This is a genomic window from Agromyces mediolanus, from assembly GCF_023715325.1.
In the GTDB taxonomy this organism is placed as follows: domain Bacteria; phylum Actinomycetota; class Actinomycetes; order Actinomycetales; family Microbacteriaceae; genus Agromyces; species Agromyces mediolanus_A.
In genome coordinates, this window is sequence record NZ_JAMBNX010000003.1 from 195,982 (window position 1) to 215,062 (window position 19,081).

The window sequence follows — 19,081 nt, forward strand, 5'->3', positions numbered from 1 at the left end:
AGCCTAGTGGCGGCCCGGATGCCTCGGCCGCTCCGGCTCACGAGCCGATCTCCTGGTAGGCCGCGAAGAGCATCGACTGGTCGGGGGCCTGCATCACCGTCGGCTTCGCGAGGTCGTCGAGCACGATGAAGCGGAGCTGCCCGCCGCGCGACTTCTTGTCGCGCTGCATGGTGGCGAGCAGCGTGTTCCACCGGCCCGCCGGGTAGCTCGTCGGCAGGCTCAACAGCTCGAGCACGCGGCGGTGCCGGTCGGCGACCTCGTCGGAGAGGCGCCCGGAGAGCCGGCCGAGCTCCGCCGCGAACATCATGCCCACCGCGACGGCCGCGCCGTGCCGCCACTGGTAGCGCTCGGCGTGCTCGACCGCATGGCCGAGCGTGTGCCCGTAGTTCAGGATCTCCCGGAGGCCCGCCTCCTTGAAGTCCTCGGTCACGACGTCGGCCTTCATCTGGATCGCGAGCTCGACGACGCGCCGGAACTCGGGAGTCGCCGGGTCGGTGGCGCGCTCGGGGTCGGCTTCGATGGTGTCGAGGATCTCGGGGTAGCGGATGAACCCCGCCTTCACGATCTCGGCGAAGCCGGCGAGGATCTCGTTCTTCGGCAGAGTGTCGAGCAGGTCGAGGTCGCAGATCACCTCGGCGGGCGCGTGGAACACCCCGACGAGGTTCTTGCCCTCGTTCGTGTTGATGCCGGTCTTGCCGCCGACCGCCGCGTCGACCATGCCGAGCACGGTCGTCGGTACCTGCACCACGCGGACCCCGCGCAGCCAGGTCGCCGCGACGAAGCCGGCGAGGTCGGTGACGGCGCCGCCACCCAGGCCGACGACGGCGTCGCTGCGGGTGAAGTCGGCCTGTCCGAGGATCTGCCAGCAGAACGCTGCGACCTCGACGCGCTTGCCGGCCTCGGCGTCGGGCACCTCGGCGAGGATGACCTCGAAGCGATCGAGCAGCGACTCCCGGAGCTCGGCCGCCCGCGCGCCGAGCGTGGCCGGGTGCACGAGCAGCACCTTGCGCACCGCCGGTCCGAGGGCGTCGCCGATGCGCGCGACCACGCCGCGGCCGACGACCACGTCGTAGCCCTCGTCGCCGCCGACCCGGATCACGGTCGGTTCGGCCTGCGGCTCGCCTGCGGTCATGCTGTTCCTCCGAAGTGCTCGGTGATGTCGGCGACGATCCGCGCGACCGAGCGGCGCGAGGTGTCGATGGCGAGGTCCGCGAGTGAGGCGTAGATCGGCGCGCGCTCGTCACGGATGCGGATCCAGGCGTCGAGCCCGCCCTGGGCGATGAGCGGCCGCGCGCTGCCCGCGAGCCGCGGCGCGACCGCCGCGGCGCTCACCTGCAACCAGACGACCGGGAGCGCCGCGAGATCGACCCGGGTCGCCGGATGCAGGACGGCACCGCCGCCCAACGAGACGACCGCCTCCTCCGCGAGGGCCTCGGCGACGATCTCACGCTCCACGACCCGGAAATACTCCTCGCCTTCGCGGGCGAAGATCTCCTCGATCGGCCCGTACCGCTCCGTGATGCGGGCATCGGTGTCGATGAAGGGCACGCCTGCCTCCGCGGCGAGCTTCTGTCCGACGCGGGACTTGCCGGCACCCATCGGCCCGATGAGCACGATGGGCAGCCCCAGTGCACCGGGCGGGACGGCACCCGCCCCGGTCATCCCGCCGCGCCGGCCGCGTGTCCGGCGCCGCCGTCGGCCCCGGCGCTCGCGAGCGCATCGGGGATCGCGGCGAGGTACGCCTCGAGATTGCGTCGGGTCTCGGGGAGCGAATCGCCGCCGAACTTCTCGAGCACCGAGTTGGCGAGGACGAGCGCGACCATCGCCTCGGCGACGACGCCCGCGGCGGGCACGGCGCAGACGTCCGAGCGCTGGTGATGCGCCGGCGCCGGTTCGCCCGTCGCGACATCGACGGTCGGCAGGGCGTGCGGGATGGTCGCGATCGGCTTCATGCCCGCGCGGACCCGCAGCACGGTGCCGGTGGACATGCCGCCCTCGGTGCCGCCGGCCCGGTCGCTCGCCCGGACGATGCGACCTCGGTCGAGGTGCAGCTCGTCATGTGCCTCGGAGCCACGGCGGCGGGTGGTCTCGAAGCCGTCGCCGACCTCGACCCCCTTGATCGCTTGGATGCCCATGAGCGCGGCGGCGAGCTGGCCGTCGAGGCGGCGGTCCCAGTGGACGTGCGAGCCGAGGCCCGGGGGCACGCCGTACGCGAGCACCTCGACGACGCCGCCGAGCGTGTCGCCGGACTTGTGGGCGTCGTCGACCTCCGCGACCATGCGCGCCGAGGTCTCGGGGTCGAAGCAGCGCAGCGGGTCGGCGTCGACCGTCGCGAGATCGGCCGGAAGTGGCAGGGCGGCGCCCTCCGGAACGCGGACCGGACCGATCGACAGGGTGTGCGCGATGGTGCGGATGCCGAGCTCCGCGAGGAACGACTTCGCCACGGCACCGAGGGCGACGCGAGCCGCGGTCTCGCGGGCACTCGCGCGCTCCAGCACCGGGCGGGCCTCGTCGAAGCCGTACTTCTGCATGCCGACGAGGTCGGCGTGGCCCGGTCGCGGCCGGGTGAGCGGCGCACCGCGGCCACGGCCGAGGCGGTCCGCCTCGATCGGCTCGGGGCTCATGACCTCCTGCCACTTCGGCCACTCGGTGTTGCCGACGCGCAGGGCGATCGGGCTGCCGAGGCTGAGACCGTGGCGCACCCCGCCCGAGATGGCGAGTTCGTCCTGCTCGAACTTCATGCGCGCGCCGCGGCCATAGCCGAGCTTGCGCCGTGCGAGGTCCTCGCGGACCTGATCGAGCGAGACGGGGATGCCGGCGGGGAGGCCCTCGAGGATCGCGACGAGTTCGGGGCCGTGCGACTCACCGGCAGTGAGCCAACGAAGCATGGCTCTATCCTTCCACAGCGGAGGGGGCCCGACTCTCGCGTGACGTCGCCGCCGGGGGCGCCGTCGGGCAGTGCCGCAGCGGATGCCTCAGGCGATCGCCGCCCGCATGGCCGCGAGCACCTCGTCCTCACCCGGCAACGCCTGCTCGGGGTCGCCGTTCGCGAAGACGCGGACCTGCAGCAGGGCCTGGTGCAGGAGCATGCCGAGCCCGTGCACGACGGTGCCGCCGGCATCGAGCCACCTGGTGGCGAGCGGGCTCGGCCACGGGTCGTAGGCGACCTCCAGCAGCGTGGCCTGCGCCGTGAGCGCGGCGCTCGGCTGCACCCCGAGTTCGGTGCCACCGGGCACCGTGGCCACGACCAGATCGAGGCCCTCGGCGCCCGAGAGCTCGTCGAGGCGCCGCACGAGCACTCTGAGCCCGAGCGAAGCGGCGAGCGGCTCGAGCGCCGCCGCACGAGCCGGCGTGCGCACGAAGACCTCGACCTCGCTCGCCCCGAGTTCCGCGATCGCGGCGATCGCCGAGGCGGCCGTCGCTCCCCCGCCGACGACGCCGGCACGCGAGGACTGGGTCGTCCCGGCGTCCGCGAGCGCACCGACGATGCCGCCGACGTCGGTGTTGAACCCCAGCCGCCGGCCGCGGTCGAAGCGCAGCGTGTTCGCGGCTCCGGTGAGTCGCGCGCGCCGGTCGAGCTCGTCGACGAGCGGAAGCACCTCCTGCTTCAGCGGCATCGTGAGCGAGAGCCCGCGCCACGAGGCGTCCCGCGAGCCGACGAACTCGGCGAGCCCTGACGAGGCGACCTCGACCGCCTCGTACTGCCAGTCGAGCCCGAGCGCGCGGTACGCGGCGCGATGGAGCGCCGGCGACTTCGAGTGCGCGATCGGCGAGCCGAGCACCGCGAGCCGGTGCGGCTGGGAGGCGTTCACGGCGGTCACTGGTACTCCGGGTTCTCGTCCATCCACGCGAGCCACTTCTCGACCGCCGCATCGTGCTCCTCGACCGTGGTCGAGAAGATCGTCTCGCCCGTGTCGAGGTTCCACGTCACGAAGAAGAGCCAGGTCCCGTCGGCCGGGTTCAGCGCGGCGTCGATCGCGAGGTCGCCGGGGTTGGAGATCGGCCCGACCGGCAGCCCGGGGTGCACATAGGTGTTGTACGGGTTGCCGGCGTCGGCGCGCTCGGCGTCGGTGGTGCTGACGCGGTGCGTGTTGCCCGTGCCGTAGGCGACCGTCGCGTCGGACTGCAGGAGTCCCGACTCCCACTGCGCCGGGTCCAGACGGTTCAGGAACACGCGGGAGACCTTGTAGTAGTCGTCGCGCAGCCCGGCCTCGCGCTGGATGAGCGAGGCGAGCACGATCGTGCGCCAGCGATCCGCCGGGGCGACGCCGGCTTCGTCGAGCGCCTGGAACTGCCGGTCGACGAGCGTCTGCAGCACGCCGCGAGCGTCGGACGCCGGGTCGACGGTGTAGGTCGCCGGGAACAGGAAGCCCTCCAGCGACTGCGCCTCGGCCGGCAGCCCGTAGCTTTGCGGTGGCTCCGCCGCCGCCGCCTGCAGTTGCTCGAGGGCCATCCCCGTGCCCTCGGCGATGATCGGCAGCGCATCGACCGTGGCCGTGCCCTCGGGGATCACGAAGGTGTTCTCGAGCTTGTTCGCCGGATCCTCGAGTGCGTCGAGCGCCGCCTTGGCGCTCATCTTCTCGGCGAGCCGGTAGGCGCCGGGGTGGAACTCCGGTTCGGGCTCTTGCTGCAGCAGGAGCTCGTAGAAGGCCTCCGAGGACGCCACGACGCCCTCATCGTAGAGGTTCTCGGCGATCGAGGAGCCGGTGTCGCCGTCGTGGATCATGAAGGTGACCTCGCCCGAGCCGGTGCCCTTGTAGTCGGCCGCCGGCTGGAACCGCTCGATGACCGCGGAGATCGGCCCCTGCAGGAAGAAGAACGCGCCGGCGCCGAGCGCCACGACGATGAGCAGGGCGATGAGGCAGCCCCAGGCACCGCGACGCTTCGGCTTCCTCGGCACGTCGGGGTCGTCGATGCCGGCCGACTCGCGCCGTTCCGCCCGACTCGGCCGCTGCACCTCGGCGGGCCCGGTCGACGGACCGGTCTCGAGCTGGGACTGTCGTTCTTCCAGCTCTCGACGCTCGCGCCGGGTGAGCGGCACCTCGTCACCCGAGGCGAAGGGGTCATTCGTCCGCGGTGCCACGGGGCGGTCGGGATGCGCGAACGGGTCTACGCCGTCCCCCTCGGGCTCGTGCCCGTGCGGCCCGCCCGTCCGGGCGTCCCGCCGTGGTCGGGACTCGTCGCCGGAAAGGATCGCGTCCCAGTCGAGACCGGTGCGCTCGCGCGACGCGCGCTGCTCAGGGGGGAGCTGAGTCACAGGGGTGGTGGCCCTTCGTCGGTGCCGAGGAGCTGCCCCGGCGGCTTGCCCGACGCGCGTTCGGCGTCGATGGCGTGTTGCAGAATGATAACGGCTGCAGCTTGGTCGATGATGGACCGCTGCTGCTTGGCGCGTTTCCCACTCGCACGGAGCGCCTGCTGCGCGCTCACCGTCGACATCCGCTCGTCCACGAGCCGCACCGGAACAGCGGCGCCCACGAGTCGACCGGCGAAGGCGACGGCGTCGTCGGTCGAGGGCGTCGCGTGTCCGGAGAGCGAGAGCGGATGGCCCACCACGAGCTCGACCGCGCCGAACTCCTCGGCGAGCTCGAGGATACGGCGGATGTCGGCGTCGGAGCCCTCCGGCGCGCGCGGCACGGTCTCGACCGGGACCGCGAGCATCGCCGAGGGGTCGCACCGGGCGACCCCGATGCGGGCGCGGCCCACATCGACGCCGAGCCGGACACCCTCACGCACGCTAGCGGCCGAGCTCGTCACGAACCGCCGTGAGCGCCGCCGGGATCGCTGCGACGTCCGTGCCGCCGCCCTGAGCCAGGTCGGGCTTGCCGCCACCGCCACCGCCGAGCACCGACGCCATCCGCTTCGCGAGCGCGCCCGCGTTCGCGCCCGCCTCGCGCGCTGCCGGCGAGGTCGCGGCGATCGCGAGCGGCTTGCCGCCGACCTCGGCGGTCAGCGCCACCACCGCGGCCGCGTCGCCGAGCTGCGAGCGCACGGCGAGCGCGAGCTGGCGCAGCTCGTCGCCCGAGCCGAGCGCACCGACGTGCTCCGCGACGAGCAGGACGTCGCCCGCGCGGGTTGCCGTCGCGGCCAACGCCGGCACGCGCTCGTTCAAGGCCTTCGCCTCGTACGCCTGGATCTTCTTCTCGGCGGCCTTCAGGTTCGCCACGAGTTCACCGACCCGGTCGACGAGCTGCTCGGGACGGGTCTTCAGCGAGCTCGTGAGCTCGCCGACGAGTGCGCGCTCGGCCGCGAACTGCCGGAAGGCCTCGATGCCGACGAGCGACTCCACGCGACGATTCGTGGCACCGACCGAGGACTCGCCGATCAGGTTGATCATGCCGACCTCGGCGCTCGTGCGCACGTGCGTGCCGGCGCAGAGCTCGCGCGACCACGGGCCGCCGATGTCGACGACACGCACGACGTCGCCGTACTTCTCACCGAAGAGCGCCATGGCACCGAGCGCCTTGGCCTCCTCGAGCGGCAGTTCACGGGTGACGACCTCGAGATTGTCGCGGATCGCGGCGTTCGAGATCTCCTCGATCTCGGAGCGGGTCTCGGCCGAGAGGGCCGTGTTCCAGCCGAAGTCGAGGCGCAGGTAGCCGGCCTTGTTGAAGGAGCCGGACTGGTGCGCGTTCGGCCCGAGCACCTGCCGGAGGGCGGCGTGCACGAGGTGGGTACCGGAGTGCGCCTGGGTGGCGCCGCGGCGGTAGTCCTCGTCGACGAGGCTGGTGGCGGTCTCGCCGACGCCGACCTCGCCGCGGACGACCCGCACGGTGTGACTGATGAGGCCCTTGACGGGGCGCTGCACGTCGAGCACCTCGAGCTCGAAGCCGTCGCCGACGATGCGGCCGCGGTCGGGCGCCTGCCCGCCGGACTCCGCGTAGAGCGCGGTCTCCGCCAGGATCACCTCGGCGGTCTGCCCCGCGGTGGCCCGCTGCACGGGCCGGCCATCGACGAGGAGACCGAGGACCGAGGACTCCGTCTGCAGCTCGGTGTAGCCGGTGAAGATCGTCTCGCCCTTGGCGCGGTAGTCCGCGTAGACCGAGAGATCCGCGAGCACCCGCTTCTTCGATTTTGCGTCGGCCTTCGCGCGATCGCGCTGGTCCTTCATGAGGCGGTCGAACTCGCCGCGGTCGACCTCGAGCCCCGCCTCGTCGGCCATCTCGAGGGTGAGTTCGATCGGGAAGCCGTAGGTGTCGTGCAGCAGGAACGCCGTGTCGCCCGCGAGCTCGCCGGAGCCCTGCGCCTTCGTCTTCGTCACCGCGACGTCGAGGATCGTCGTGCCCGACGCGAGTGTACGGAGGAAGGTGTCCTCCTCGCCGAGGGCGAGCTGCTCGAGGTGCGAGTAGTCGGTCGCCACCTCGGGGTACGCCGACTTCATCGCGTCGCGGGAGGCCGCGAAGAGCTCGCGGAAGCTCGGGCCCTCGACGCCGAGGAGACGCATCGCCCGGATCGAACGGCGCAGCAGGCGCCGCAGGATGTAGCCGCGGCCCTCGTTCGACGGCGTGACCCCGTCGCTCATGAGCATGAGCGAGGAGCGCACGTGGTCGGCGATGATGCGCATGCGCACATCGTCCTCGTGCTCGGCGCCGTAGCGCCGGCCGGAGAGCTCGGCGGCGCGGTCGAGCACCGGGCGGACCTGGTCGATCTCGTACATGTTCTCGACGCCCTGCTTGATGAACGCGACGCGTTCGAGGCCCATGCCGGTGTCGATGTTCTTCTTCGGCAGCGGGCCGACGACGTCGAAGTCGACCTTCGACCGGACCTCGCTCAGCAGCTCCTGCATGAACACGAGGTTCCAGATCTCGATGAAACGGCTGTCATCGACGGCCGGGCCGCCGTCGCGGCCGTACTTCGGCCCGCGGTCGAAGAAGATCTCCGAGCTGGGGCCGCCGGGGCCGGGCTGGCCGGTGTGCCAGTAGTTGTCCGCCTTGCCGAGCCGCTGGATGCGCTCGGCCGGAAGCCCGATGAGCTTCTGCCAGAGCTCCGCCGCCTCGTCGTCGGTCTCGTAGACCGTGACCCAGAGGTCGCGCTCGTTGAAGCCGAGCCCGCCGTCGGCCTCGGAACGGGTCAGGAGCTCCCACGCGTAGGTGATCGCCCCCTCCTTGAAGTAGTCGCCGAACGACCAGTTGCCGAGCATCTGGAAGAAGGTGCCGTGGCGCGCGGTCTTGCCGACCTCCTCGATGTCGTTCGTGCGGATGCACTTCTGCACGTCGACGGCGCGGGGGTACGGTGCCGGGACGACGCCGGTCAGGTACGGCACGAACGGCACCATGCCGGCCACCGTGAAGAGGAGCGTGGGGTCGTCGGAGACGAGCGAGGCCGAGGGGACGACGGTGTGTCCGCGGTCGGCGAAGTAGTCGATGTAGCGACGGCTGATCTCGGCAGTCTGCATGGTTCCGTTCCGGGTCGTTGCACCCCGCAGCCGCGGGGCGAGAACTGTGCGCGCGAAAGGCGCGGAGTGGTCAGCGCTCGTCGTCGGCGTCGGCGCGGAGCTCGGCGTCGCGCTCGTGGTACCCCTCGGCGATGGCCTGGCCGAACGCCCGGGCCTTCGCGTCGAGCGAGGCGAAGAACTTGCGACCCTCGACCGTCTGGTTCACCTGATGGGCCACGACGAACCCCGCCGCGATACCCGCGACGAACCACAGCACGCTCTTCACCGTTTGCTCCTCTGGTCGAACTCTCTGTTCGAGGGACCTCGGCCCCTGACGCTTCCGTCCAGTCTAGGCGAGCCGGGGGCCCGCCCGCCGGGACGACGGAGGGGCCGCGGGCGAACCCGCGACCCCTCCGGCCTGCACGCGACGCTGGGTCAGCGGGCGGCGTAGTACTCGACGACGAGCTGCACGTCACAGGTGACGGGGACCTCGGCGCGCTTCGGGCGGCGAACGAGGGTCGCCTCCAGCTTGTCGAGCTGGACCTCGAGGTAGCCCGGCGTCTTCGGCAGCACGTCGACGTGACCGCCGGCCGCGGCGACCTGGAACGGCTCGGTGCCCTCGGAGCGCTGCTTGACGCCGATGTGCTGGCCGGGCTTCACGCGGAACGAGGGGCGGTCGACGATCTTGCCGTCGACGACGATGTGGCGGTGCACCACGAACTGGCGGGCCTGCGCCATGGTGCGCGCGAACCCGGCGCGCAGCACGAGCGCGTCGAGACGCATCTCGAGCAGCTCGACGAGGTTCTCACCGGTCTGGCCCTCGGTGCGCTTCGCCTCGTTGTAGGCGATACGGAGCTGCTTCTCGCGGATGCCGTACTGGGCGCGGAGACGCTGCTTCTCACGGAGACGGACGGCGTAGTCGCTGTCGGCCTTGCGCTTGGTGCGGCCGTGCTCGCCGGGAGCGTAGGGGCGCTTCTCGAGGATGCGGGCGGCCTTCGGGGTGAGGGCGACGCCGAGCGCGCGCGAGAGGCGGGTCTTGCTACGTGCACGATTCGACACGAATGGTCCTTTCGGAGGTTCTGAAACGGGGTTCCGGCGCGCGTCAACGCGCTGGAAAGCTCTAGTCAGAGGGATTCGCCATGGGCCGACCGGCTACAGGTCGCGCCACTTCGCCGTCGGAGTCCGCGCAGCCGCACGCGAAAACCTGGCTTCAGGCCATCAGCAATCGTAGCACGGGGCTCAGTCCTCGCCGCGCACGATGCGGCGGAGCTTCGCGAGCCGCGCCGAGAGCTCGCGCTCGTGCCCGTGCTCGGTCGGCTCGTAGTAGCGGGCGCCCCGGAGGGGGTCGGGCAGGTACTGCTGCGGCACCACCCCGATGTCCGCGTCGTGCGGGTACCGGTAGCCCTTGCCGTGCCCGAGTCGCTTCGCCCCGGCGTAGTGGGCATCGCGGAGGTGCTTCGGCACTCGACCGGCCTTGCCGGCGCGCACGTCGGAGATCGCCTGGTTGATGCCGAGGTAGGCGGCGTTCGACTTCGGCGCGGTCGCCAGGTGCACGACGGCCTGCGCGAGCGGGATGCGCCCCTCCGGCATGCCGATGAGGGCCACCGCATCGGCTGCGGCGACGGCCACGCCGAGCGCCGTCGGGTCGGCCATGCCGATGTCCTCCGAGGCGAGCACGATGATGCGGCGGGCGATGAACCGCGGGTCCTCGCCCGCCTCGATCATGCGAGCCAGGTAGTGCAGCGCCGCATCGACGTCGCTCCCCCGCACCGATTTGATGAAGGCGCTGATGACGTCGTAGTGCTCGTCGCCGTTGCGGTCGTAGCGGAGCAACGCGCGGTCGACGGCCCGCGCCACGGTCTCCGCGGTGATCGTCGGCTTCGCCGCCGCGGATGCCTCGCCCTCGACGTCGGCAGCGTCTGGCGGCGCCGCATCGTCTGGTGATGCCACATCGTCGGGTGCCGCCACATCGTCGGGCGCGTCGGCATCCCCCTCCGCCGGGCCATCCCCCTCGGCCTGGCCATCGCTCGCGGCCTGCGCGGCGGCGAACTCGCCGACCGCGGAGTTCGCCGAGGCCTCGAGCGCGGTGAGCGCGCGACGCGCGTCGCCGGAGGCGAGCCGGACGATCGCCTCCCGAGCCTCGGGCTCGAGCACGAACGCATCGGCGAGACCACGAGGATCGGTCGCAGCGCGATCGACCAGCGTGCCGAGGTCGGCATCGCTCAGCAGTTCGAGCGTCAGCAGGAGTGAGCGGGAGAGCAACGGCGAGATGACGGAGAACGAGGGATTCTCGGTGGTCGCCGCGACCAGGATGACCCAGCCGTTCTCGACGCCGGGCAGCAGCGCATCTTGCTGCGCCTTGGTGAAGCGATGGATCTCGTCGAGGAACAGCACGGTGGAGAGGCCGTAGAGGTCGCGGCTCGACTGCGCCTCCTCCATCACCTGACGGACGTCCCGTACGCCCGCGGTGACGGCCGACAGCTCGACGAAGCGACGGCCGGAGCTGCGGGCGATCGCTTGTGCCAGCGTCGTCTTGCCCGTGCCGGGCGGCCCCCACAGGATGACCGACACGGATCCGCTCGTGCCCGAGCGGTCGCTCGCGAGGGCCACGAGCGGCGAGCCCGGGCTCAGCAGATGCCGCTGACCGGCGACCTCGTCGAGCGTGGTCGGCCGCATGCGAACCGCCAACGGAGTCGCGCCGGAGCGCAGCCCCGTACCGGTGTCCACCATGCCTTCCAGCGTAGCGACGTCCACCGACACGACGCCCTCGCGAGGCCCAGGTGATTGGCACGGCGCACGGGCCTTGCGTAGAGTCGGCTCGCAGGATTCCCCAGAAGGAGCAGCGTGGCATCGAACGACCGTCAGGCGCGCGAGGAGCGCGCGAGGCTTCGCACCTATCAGGCACGGCAAGAGGTTCACACGCGCAAGCAGCGCCGTCGGGTCCGTGACAATGTGATCGCCGCACTCGCGCTCGTCGTGGTGCTCGTGCTCGCGACCGCGGCGCAGCTGTTCTATTTCAGCGGCGGCCCCGGCGCTCCGGAAGCGGCCCCGAGCGAGACCCCTCCGGCCACCGAGCCGGCCGGCGCGAACCAGGGCGATGTCCCGTCCGCCGATCTCGCCGAGGGGCGCACCTGGACCGGCACACTCACCCTGAACGGCATCCCGCTCGGCGTCGAGCTCGACGGGGCCGCCGCGCCCCAGGCGGTGTCGTCGGAGATCAGCCTCGCCCAGTCCGGCTTCTACGAGGGGGTCGGCTGCCACCGCCTCACCACTTCGGGTCTGTTCGTGCTCCAGTGCGGCGACCCGAACGGCGACGGCACGGGCGGGCCCGGGTACACCTACGGTCCGGTCGAGAACGCGCCGGCCGACAACGTGTACCCGGCCGGCACCATCGCGATGGCCCGGCAGACCCAGAACGGCTACAGCCAGGGCAGCCAGTTCTTCCTCGTCTACGACGACACCACGCTCCCCACGGACTCGGCGGGCGGCTACACGATCCTCGGCACCGTGACGAGCGGGCTCGATGAGCTGCGCTCCGCCGTGATCGACGCCGGCACCGTCGACGGGGGCGGCGACGGCGCGCCCGCAGTGCCGGTCACCATCGACTCCTTCACGGTGCAGTGAGCGGTCCGCGGCGTGCGCGATCCGGCGCCGCCGCGACCGGCACCCCGCACCGGAGGTGCAATAGGCTTGATGTCGCACCGCCGCCGTCAGGCGGCATCTACCGACCTACGACAGGGTGAGGCCGTGACCGAATCAGATCAGCAACCGTGGGGCCGCGTCGACGAGACGGGCACGGTCTTCGTTCGGACCGCCGACGGCGAACGGGCCGTGGGCGAGTACCCCGACGGCACCGCTGAGGAGGCTCTCGCCTACTTCGAGCGCAAGTACGCCGATCTCGCCGGGGCCGTCGGTCTGCTCGAGCAGCGCGTCCGTCGCGGCGCTCCCGCCGCCGATGTCGCCAAGGCCGTCACCGCACTGCAGGAGTCCATCGCCGAGGCGCGTGCCGTCGGCGACCTCGACGCCCTCCGCACGCGGCTCGACGCCCTGTCCGGCACCACGCAGGAGCTGAGCGAGCAGCAGCAGGCCGAGGCGAAGGCGCAGCTCGCCGAGGCGATCGCCGAGCGCACGGCCATCGCCGAAGCCGCTGAGGCCCTCGCCGCGCAGGACCCGTCGAAGACCCAGTGGAAGCAGACCTCCGCCGAGCTCGACGCGCTCTTCGCCCGCTGGCAGCAGCACCAGCAGGACGGCCCGCGTCTCCCGAAGAACGAGGCCAACGAGCTCTGGAAGCGGTTCCGCACCGCTCGGTCGACGATCGAGTCGCACCGCAAGGCGTTCTTCGCCCAGCTCGACAGCGCGCACCGCGAAGTCCGCGCGCGCAAGCAGCAGCTGATCGAGCGGGCCGAGGCGCTCGCCCCGCGCGGCGCCGACGCGGTCGGCGACTACCGCGCACTCCTCGACGATTGGAAGGCCGCCGGCCGCGCCGGCAAGAAGGTCGACGACGCGCTCTGGGCGAAGTTCAAGGCCGCCGGCGACGTGCTGTTCCATGCCAAGGCCGAGGTCGACGCGCGCGACGACGCCGAGTACCGGGAGAACCTCGAGCAGAAGCTCGAGCTGCTCACCGAGGCCGAGGAGCTCCTGAAGCAGAAGGACCCGAAGCGCGCCCGCCCCGCCCTCAACGCGATCCAGCTGCGCTGGGACGAGATCGGCCGGGTGCCCCGCGACCAGGTCCGCGTGATCGAAGACCGGCTCCGCAAGGTCGAGACGCACGTGCGCCAGCTGGAGGACGAGCGCTGGCAGCGCGAGGACCCCGAGAAGAAGGCCCGGTCCGAAGGCATGCTCGGCCAGCTCCAGGACGCGATCGCGAAACTCGAGGCCGAGCTCCAGGCCGCCGAGGCCGAGGGCGACGCGAAGGCGATCGCCGAGGCGCGCGAGGCGCTCGAGGCCCGTCAGGCCTGGCTCAAGGCCGTCGGCGGCTGACCCGCGGTCCACACCTCGTCCGACGGCCGGGGCGTTCTCCACAGAACGCCCCGGCCGTCGCCGTCGAGCCGCCCGAGACCGGCAGACTCGGCGGATGCCCCGACTCCCCGACGTGCTCGACACGGACGAGCTCTCACTGCCCGAACTCTGCGCCGCCCGGCTCGACGGCGAGGTGGTCGCCGTGCTCGATCGATGGATCCCCATCGATGCGCCGGATCTCCCCGAGCTGCGCGCCCGGGCCCTCGGCGCCGCGGCGAACGGGCCCGTCATCGCCGGCTGGTCGGCGGCCTGGGTGCATGGGGCGACCCCTGTGCCGCCGAAGGTCGCCGAGTTCTGCGTGCCGCACGGAGCTCGGGTCGCCCGTTCGCGCGACCCGCGCCGCCGCATCCGCGAGGTGGCCATCGACGAGTCCGAGATCACCATGGCGGGTGGCTGCCGCTGCACCTCCGTGGAGCGCACCGCCTTCGACCTGCTGCGCGATCCCGCACTCGACGAGCACGGGGTGCTCCCCGTCGTCGAGAGCCTGCTCCGGAGCGATCCGATCCACCTGGCCGAGCGTCTCCGCGACCGCTTCGCGCCGGCAACGCGAGTCCCCCACCGCCGCCTGGCGCTCGCCCGGCTCGCTCGAATCCTCGGCTGAGCGGCCGTCTCAGCCGTCGCTGACGCGGTAGACGTCGTAGACGGCGTCGATGCGCCGCACCGCGTTCAGCACCCGGTCGAGGTGGGTGGTGTCGCCCATCTCGAAGACGAAGCGGCTGAGCGCGAGACGGTCGGTCGAGGTCGTGACGTTCGCCGAGAGGATGTTCACGTGGTGCTCCGAGAGCACGCGGGTGACGTCCGAGAGGAGCCCCGCGCGATCGAGCGCCTCGATCTGGATCTGCACGAGGAAGACGCTCTTCGAGCTCGGCGCCCACTCCACGTCGATCATGCGCTCGGGCTCGCGCAGCAGCGACTGCACGTTGTGACAGCTCGCCTGGTGCACCGAGACGCCCGCGCCCCGGGTCACGAAGCCCACGATCTCGTCGCCCGGTACCGGAGTGCAGCAGCGCGCGAGCTTCACGAGGATGTCGGGAGCCCCGCGCACCAGCACCCCGGAGTCACTGTTCCGCGGCAGCGGCCGGGACCGCACCGGGATGGCCAGCTCGGGCTCGTCGCCGCCCTCGACGTCGCGCACGAGCGCGACGACCTTCTCGAGCACCGACTGCGTCGAGACGTGCCCTTCGCCGACCGCGGCGTAGAGCGCGGAGACGTTGTCGTACCGCAGCTGCGCGGCGACCTCGGCGAACGACTCCTGACTCATGAGCTTCTGCAGCGGCAGATTCTGCTTCCGCATGGCGCGGGCGATGGCGTCGCGCCCCTGCTCGATCGCCTCGTCGCGCCGTTCCTTCGTGAACCACTGGCGGATCTTGTTCCGCGCCCGGGCGGACTTCACGAAGTTCAGCCAATCCTGGCTGGGGCCGGAGTCGGGGTTCTTCGAGGTGAACACCTCGACGACATCGCCGCTCGAGAGCTCGCTCTCCAGCGGCACCAGACGGCCGTTGACCTTCGCGCCCATCGTGCGGTGGCCGACCTCGGTGTGCACCGCGTAGGCGAAGTCGATGGGAGTCGCCCCGGAGGGAAGGCCGACCACGCGCCCCTTCGGCGTGAAGACGTAGACCTCCTTCGCGCCGATCTCGAACCGCAGCGAATCGAGGAACTCCCCCGGGTCGGCCGTCTCGGCCTGCCAGTCGGAGATGTGCGCGAGCCACGCCATGTCGGTGCTGCTCTGCTTCTCGTCGACGCGGCCGCTCGTCATCCGCTCTTTGTACTTCCAGTGCGCCGCGACACCGTACTCCGCGCGCTGGTGCATGTCGTGGGTACGGATCTGGATCTCGACTGCACGGCCCTTCGGGCCGATCACGGTCGTGTGCAACGACTGGTACAGGTTGAACTTCGGAGTGGCGATGTAGTCCTTGAAGCGACCGGGCACCGGCGTCCACCTGGCGTGGATCGCGCCGAGCACGGCGTAGCAGTCGCGCACGGAGTTCACGAGCACACGGATGCCGACCAGGTCGTAGATCTCGTCGAAGTCGCGTCCGCGCACGATCATCTTCTGGTAGATCGAGTAGTACTGCTTGGGTCGGCCCATGACCTTGCCGCGGATCTTCGCGGCTTTCAGGTCGTCGTTCACGAGGTCGATGACGTTCTGCACGAACTCCTCGCGCTGCGGGGTGCGCTGTCTCACGAGGCTCTCGATCTCGGCGTAGAGCTTCGGGTAGAGCACCGCGAACGAGAGGTCCTCGAGCTCCCACTTGATCGTCTGGATGCCGAGCCGGTGCGCGAGCGGGGCGTAGATCTCGAGGGTCTCGGTAGCCTTCCGGGTCGCGGACGCCGCGGGCACGAAGCCCCAGGTGCGGGCGTTGTGCAGCCGGTCGGCGAGTTTGATGATCAGCACGCGGATGTCCTTGGACATCGCGACGATCATCTTGCGGACCGTCTCGGCCTGCGTCGAGTCGCCGTACTTGACCTTGTCGAGCTTCGTGACCCCGTCGACGAGCATCGCGATCTCGTCACCGAAATCGGCGCGCACCTGGTCGAGCGTGTAGGCGGTGTCCTCGACGGTGTCGTGCAGGAGCGCGGCGGCGACGGTCTTCGAGCCGATCCCGAGATCGGCGAGGATCTGCGCGACCGCGACCGGGTGGGTGATATACGGCTCGCCGCTCTTGCGCTTCTGGCCCTCGTGGGCCCGGTCGGCGACCTGATAGGCGCGCTCGATGAGTGCGAGGTCGGCCTTCGGATGGTGCATGCGCACCGTGCGGATCAGGGTTTCGACCGCACCGGAGGGCTGGGCCTTGGAGAAGATGCGCGGAACGAGACGGCGCAGCGACGCCGTGGAGTTCACTCCCGTCTCGGTCATCTCAGCACCTCCAGGGTTCCATTCCTACCACTGTCGGAGCCCCCTGGAGCCCGCGCGGCGTTCCGGGCTACGCTTCGACGGCGACCGATGACCCCGCCCGCTCGCGCTCCTTCATGACCTTCAGGTCGTGGCGCTTGATCGCCGGCTCGCCCTCGCGCAGCTGCGAGTACAGCGGCGCGGCGACGAACACCGTCGACCACGTGCCGACCAGGATGCCGATGAGGAGCGACAGCGAGATGTCCCGCAGCGTGTCGGCGCCGAGCACCCCCGCACCGATGAAGAGGATCGCCGCGACGGGCAACGCCGCGATGACGCTCGTGTTGATCGAACGCACCAGCGTCTGGTTCACCGCGAGGTTCACCGACTCCGCGAACGTCCGTCGCGACTCGTCGCCGTCATCCGCGGTGTTCTCGCGGATCTTGTCGAACACCACGACCGTGTCGTAGAGCGAGTAGCTGAGGATCGTGAGCACACCGATCATGGCCGCCGGCGAGATCTCGAAGCCGACCGCCGCGTAGACGCCGACCGTGACGATGAGATCGCCGATCAGGGCGAGGATGGCCGCGAGCGACATCTTCCACGTGCGGAAGTAGATCGCCATGATGACGCCGGCGAGGAGGAGGAACGCGATGAGGCCGACGATCGCCTGCCGTGTCACGTCGGCACCCCAGCTGGGCCCGATGAAGCTCGAGGTGACCTCGCTCACCGGCACGTCGTACGCCTCCGCGAGCGCGGCCGACACGTCGTGCGAGTCCTGCTGCGAGAGCTGGTCGGTCTGCACGCGGACGCCACTGTCGCCCACGATCGTGACCTTCGCCGCGGCGTCCGGAACGACGCTCGCGACGGCCTCCGTCGCAGGCTCCGGAGTGGCGTTCTGCACGTTCGTGATCTGGAACTGCGATCCGCCGAGGAACTCGATGCTGAAGTTCACCCCGCGCACGAGCGGCACGATGACCGAGAGGATCACGAGCACGGCGGCGATCACGTACCACTTGCGGCGTCCGCCGACGAAGTTGAACGAGCGCTTGCCCGTGTAGAGGTCGTTGCCGAAGGTGGTGAGACGGCTGGCCATCAGGACTCCTTGCCTTCGCCCGTGGAGGTGAGTTCGGCGGCCTTGCGTTCCGCGATGGTCTGCCGGCGCTGCGCCTCCTTGGCGCTCGAGGCGGCCTTCTTGGCGGGCACCGCGGACGGCTTCCGGAACTCCGCTCGACCCCGGTAGACCGCGCCGAGCGCGTTCGGGTCGAGGCCGGACCACGGGTTGCCGCCGGAGAAGAACCGCGTCTGGGCGAGCAGCTGCAGCATCGGATGCGTGAAGAGGATCACGATCACGACGTCGATGATCGTCGTGAGCCCGAGCGTGTAGGCGAAGCCCTTCACGCTGCCGACCGCGAGGATGAACAGCACGATGGCGGCGAGGAGGTTGACGCCCTTCGACGCGAGCACCGTGCGGAACGCGCGCTTCCAGCCGGCCTCGACGGCCCCGACGAGCGGTCTTCCGTCGCGCAACTCGTCTCTCACGCGTTCGAAGTAGATGATGAACGAGTCGGCTGTGAAGCCGATCGCGACGATGACGCCCGCGATGCCCGCGAGCGAGAGGCGGTACCCCTCGCGCCAGGACAGGATCGTGAGCATCAGATACGTGATGATGCCCGCGATGATGAGCGACGCCACCGTCACCGAGGCGAGTGCGCGGTACTGGAAGATGCTGTAGAGCACCACCAGGATGAGGCCGATCAGGCCTGCGATCAGGCCGTTCTGCAGCTGCTGGGTGCCGAGCGTCGGCGAGATGGTCTCGGACGACTGCACCGTGAAGCTGATCGGCAGCGCACCGAACTTCAGCTGGTCGGCGAGGGCCTTCGAGGTCTCCTGGGTGAAGGATCCGGTGATCTGCGGACGGCCGTCGGTGATGACCCCGTTCATGGACGGCGCGGAGATGACGGCGCCGTCGAGCACGAACGCGAACTGGTCGCGCGGAGCCTGCCCCTTCAAGCCGTAGAGGCGGGTCGAGACGTCGGCGAAGGCCTTCGTGCCCTCGTCGTCGAAGACGAGGTTCACCGCCCACTGACCCGTGGACGCGCCGTTCTGGGTCGTGACGACGCCGTTCGTGGCGTCGACGATGTTCGCACCGCTCACCTCGACCGGGCCGAGGATGTATTTGCCCGTGCGGCTCGCGTCGCACGTGACGAGCGGCTGGTCCGCCGGGGCGACGTTCGCGTCGGGGTCGTCGAGGCTCGAGCACTGGAAGGTCTCGAATTCCTGCTGCAGGGCCGGAGTGATCCATGAGGGGTCGCTCGGGTCGGTGGGCTCCACGGTCGGCGTGGCCTCGAGCGCTGCGTCGTCCGTCGGTGCCGGAGACTCGCTCGGGCTCGCCGACTGGTCGGTCGCCGCGCTCGCGACCAGGACGGGACGGAGCTCGAGCTTCGCCGACTGCTCGATGCGGTTGCGGGTCTGCTCGTCGAGCTCGCCCGGGATGCGGACGACGACGTTCGATCCCTCGGTGTTGATCTCGGGCTCGGCGACACCGGAGGCGTCGACGCGCTGCCGGATGATCGACACGGCCTGGTCGAGCTGCTCCTGCGAGGCGGTCTGACCCGACTCGAGCTTCGGCTCGAGGATGATCTGGGTGCCGCCCTCGAGGTCGAGCGCGAGCTTCGGCGTCCACGACCCGCCGCCCCAGATCACGCCGGCGGCGTTGATCGCGAACAGACCGACGATGATCACGCCGAGCCAGCTCAGCGACCGCCAGGCCTTGCGAACGGGGGTCGGCCGTGATGACCGCTTCGGTGCTGCAGCCACGTGCTCTGCTTTCTCTGCGTCGGCCCGCGCACGAGTGC

General features: G+C 70.9%; 16 protein-coding genes. 3 read left to right on the forward strand and 13 right to left on the reverse strand.

Annotated features, from left to right (window positions below; all coding sequences use genetic code 11):
• Positions 1-37: 37 nt before the first annotated feature.
• The 10 genes from aroB to M3147_RS07175 all read right to left on the reverse strand — a co-directional run bounded on the left by aroB (position 38) and on the right by M3147_RS07175 (position 11,101).
• Positions 38-1,132: a 3-dehydroquinate synthase gene (aroB, locus tag M3147_RS07130; protein ID WP_251202774.1), complete on the reverse strand. Its 1,095-nt coding sequence runs from the start codon at positions 1,130-1,132 to the stop codon at positions 38-40.
• Positions 1,129-1,662, reverse strand: coding sequence for a shikimate kinase (locus M3147_RS07135; protein WP_251202775.1), 534 nt, complete (start codon positions 1,660-1,662; stop codon positions 1,129-1,131). The genes aroB and M3147_RS07135 overlap by 4 nt, the downstream gene beginning before the upstream one ends.
• Positions 1,659-2,888 carry a chorismate synthase gene (gene aroC / locus M3147_RS07140; RefSeq protein ID WP_251202776.1) on the reverse strand — a complete coding sequence of 410 codons (1,230 nt, stop codon included), beginning with the start codon at positions 2,886-2,888 and terminating at the stop codon, positions 1,659-1,661. The genes M3147_RS07135 and aroC overlap by 4 nt, the downstream gene beginning before the upstream one ends.
• Before the next feature lie 87 nt (positions 2,889-2,975).
• On the reverse strand, positions 2,976-3,821 hold the full coding sequence (locus tag M3147_RS07145) for a shikimate dehydrogenase (protein WP_251202777.1): 846 nt from the start codon (positions 3,819-3,821) through the stop codon (positions 2,976-2,978).
• Positions 3,818-5,257 (reverse strand): endolytic transglycosylase MltG, encoded by a 1,440-nt coding sequence (mltG, locus tag M3147_RS07150; RefSeq protein ID WP_251202778.1) that lies wholly within the window; start codon positions 5,255-5,257, stop codon positions 3,818-3,820. Before mltG ends, M3147_RS07145 begins: the two co-directional genes overlap by 4 nt.
• Positions 5,254-5,733 (reverse strand): Holliday junction resolvase RuvX, encoded by a 480-nt coding sequence (ruvX, locus tag M3147_RS07155; RefSeq protein ID WP_251202779.1) that lies wholly within the window; start codon positions 5,731-5,733, stop codon positions 5,254-5,256. The genes mltG and ruvX overlap by 4 nt, the downstream gene beginning before the upstream one ends.
• A gap of 1 nt (position 5,734) precedes the next feature.
• Positions 5,735-8,392, reverse strand: coding sequence for an alanine--tRNA ligase (alaS, locus tag M3147_RS07160; RefSeq protein WP_251202780.1), 2,658 nt, complete (start codon positions 8,390-8,392; stop codon positions 5,735-5,737).
• Between the two features lie 70 nt (positions 8,393-8,462).
• Positions 8,463-8,657 (reverse strand): hypothetical protein, encoded by a 195-nt coding sequence (locus tag M3147_RS07165; protein WP_251202781.1) that lies wholly within the window; start codon positions 8,655-8,657, stop codon positions 8,463-8,465.
• A gap of 149 nt (positions 8,658-8,806) precedes the next feature.
• Positions 8,807-9,430 carry a 30S ribosomal protein S4 gene (rpsD, locus tag M3147_RS07170; RefSeq protein ID WP_251202782.1) on the reverse strand — a complete coding sequence of 208 codons (624 nt, stop codon included), beginning with the start codon at positions 9,428-9,430 and terminating at the stop codon, positions 8,807-8,809.
• A gap of 180 nt (positions 9,431-9,610) precedes the next feature.
• Entirely contained in the window at positions 9,611-11,101 is a 1,491-nt protein-coding gene (locus tag M3147_RS07175) for a replication-associated recombination protein A (protein ID WP_251202783.1), read from the reverse strand.
• Positions 11,102-11,215: 114 nt separating this feature from the next.
• Between M3147_RS07175 and M3147_RS07180 the strand changes: the two genes are divergently transcribed.
• The 3 genes from M3147_RS07180 to M3147_RS07190 all read left to right on the forward strand — a co-directional run bounded on the left by M3147_RS07180 (position 11,216) and on the right by M3147_RS07190 (position 13,991).
• Positions 11,216-11,995 (forward strand): peptidylprolyl isomerase, encoded by a 780-nt coding sequence (locus tag M3147_RS07180; RefSeq protein WP_251202784.1) that lies wholly within the window; start codon positions 11,216-11,218, stop codon positions 11,993-11,995.
• Between the two features lie 123 nt (positions 11,996-12,118).
• Positions 12,119-13,351, forward strand: coding sequence for a DUF349 domain-containing protein (locus M3147_RS07185; RefSeq protein WP_251202785.1), 1,233 nt, complete (start codon positions 12,119-12,121; stop codon positions 13,349-13,351).
• A gap of 94 nt (positions 13,352-13,445) precedes the next feature.
• On the forward strand, positions 13,446-13,991 hold the full coding sequence (locus M3147_RS07190) for a hypothetical protein (protein WP_251202786.1): 546 nt from the start codon (positions 13,446-13,448) through the stop codon (positions 13,989-13,991).
• Between the two features lie 9 nt (positions 13,992-14,000).
• Here M3147_RS07190 and M3147_RS07195 read toward each other — a convergent pair whose 3' ends face one another.
• The 3 genes from M3147_RS07195 to secD all read right to left on the reverse strand — a co-directional run bounded on the left by M3147_RS07195 (position 14,001) and on the right by secD (position 19,043).
• On the reverse strand, positions 14,001-16,247 hold the full coding sequence (locus M3147_RS07195) for a RelA/SpoT family protein (protein WP_251202787.1): 2,247 nt from the start codon (positions 16,245-16,247) through the stop codon (positions 14,001-14,003).
• Positions 16,248-16,314: 67 nt separating this feature from the next.
• Positions 16,315-17,319, reverse strand: coding sequence for a protein translocase subunit SecF (secF, locus tag M3147_RS07200; protein WP_251202788.1), 1,005 nt, complete (start codon positions 17,317-17,319; stop codon positions 16,315-16,317).
• Entirely contained in the window at positions 17,319-19,043 is a 1,725-nt protein-coding gene (gene secD, locus M3147_RS07205) for a protein translocase subunit SecD (RefSeq protein ID WP_251202789.1), read from the reverse strand. Before secD ends, secF begins: the two co-directional genes overlap by 1 nt.
• Between the last annotated feature and the right edge of the window lie 38 nt (positions 19,044-19,081).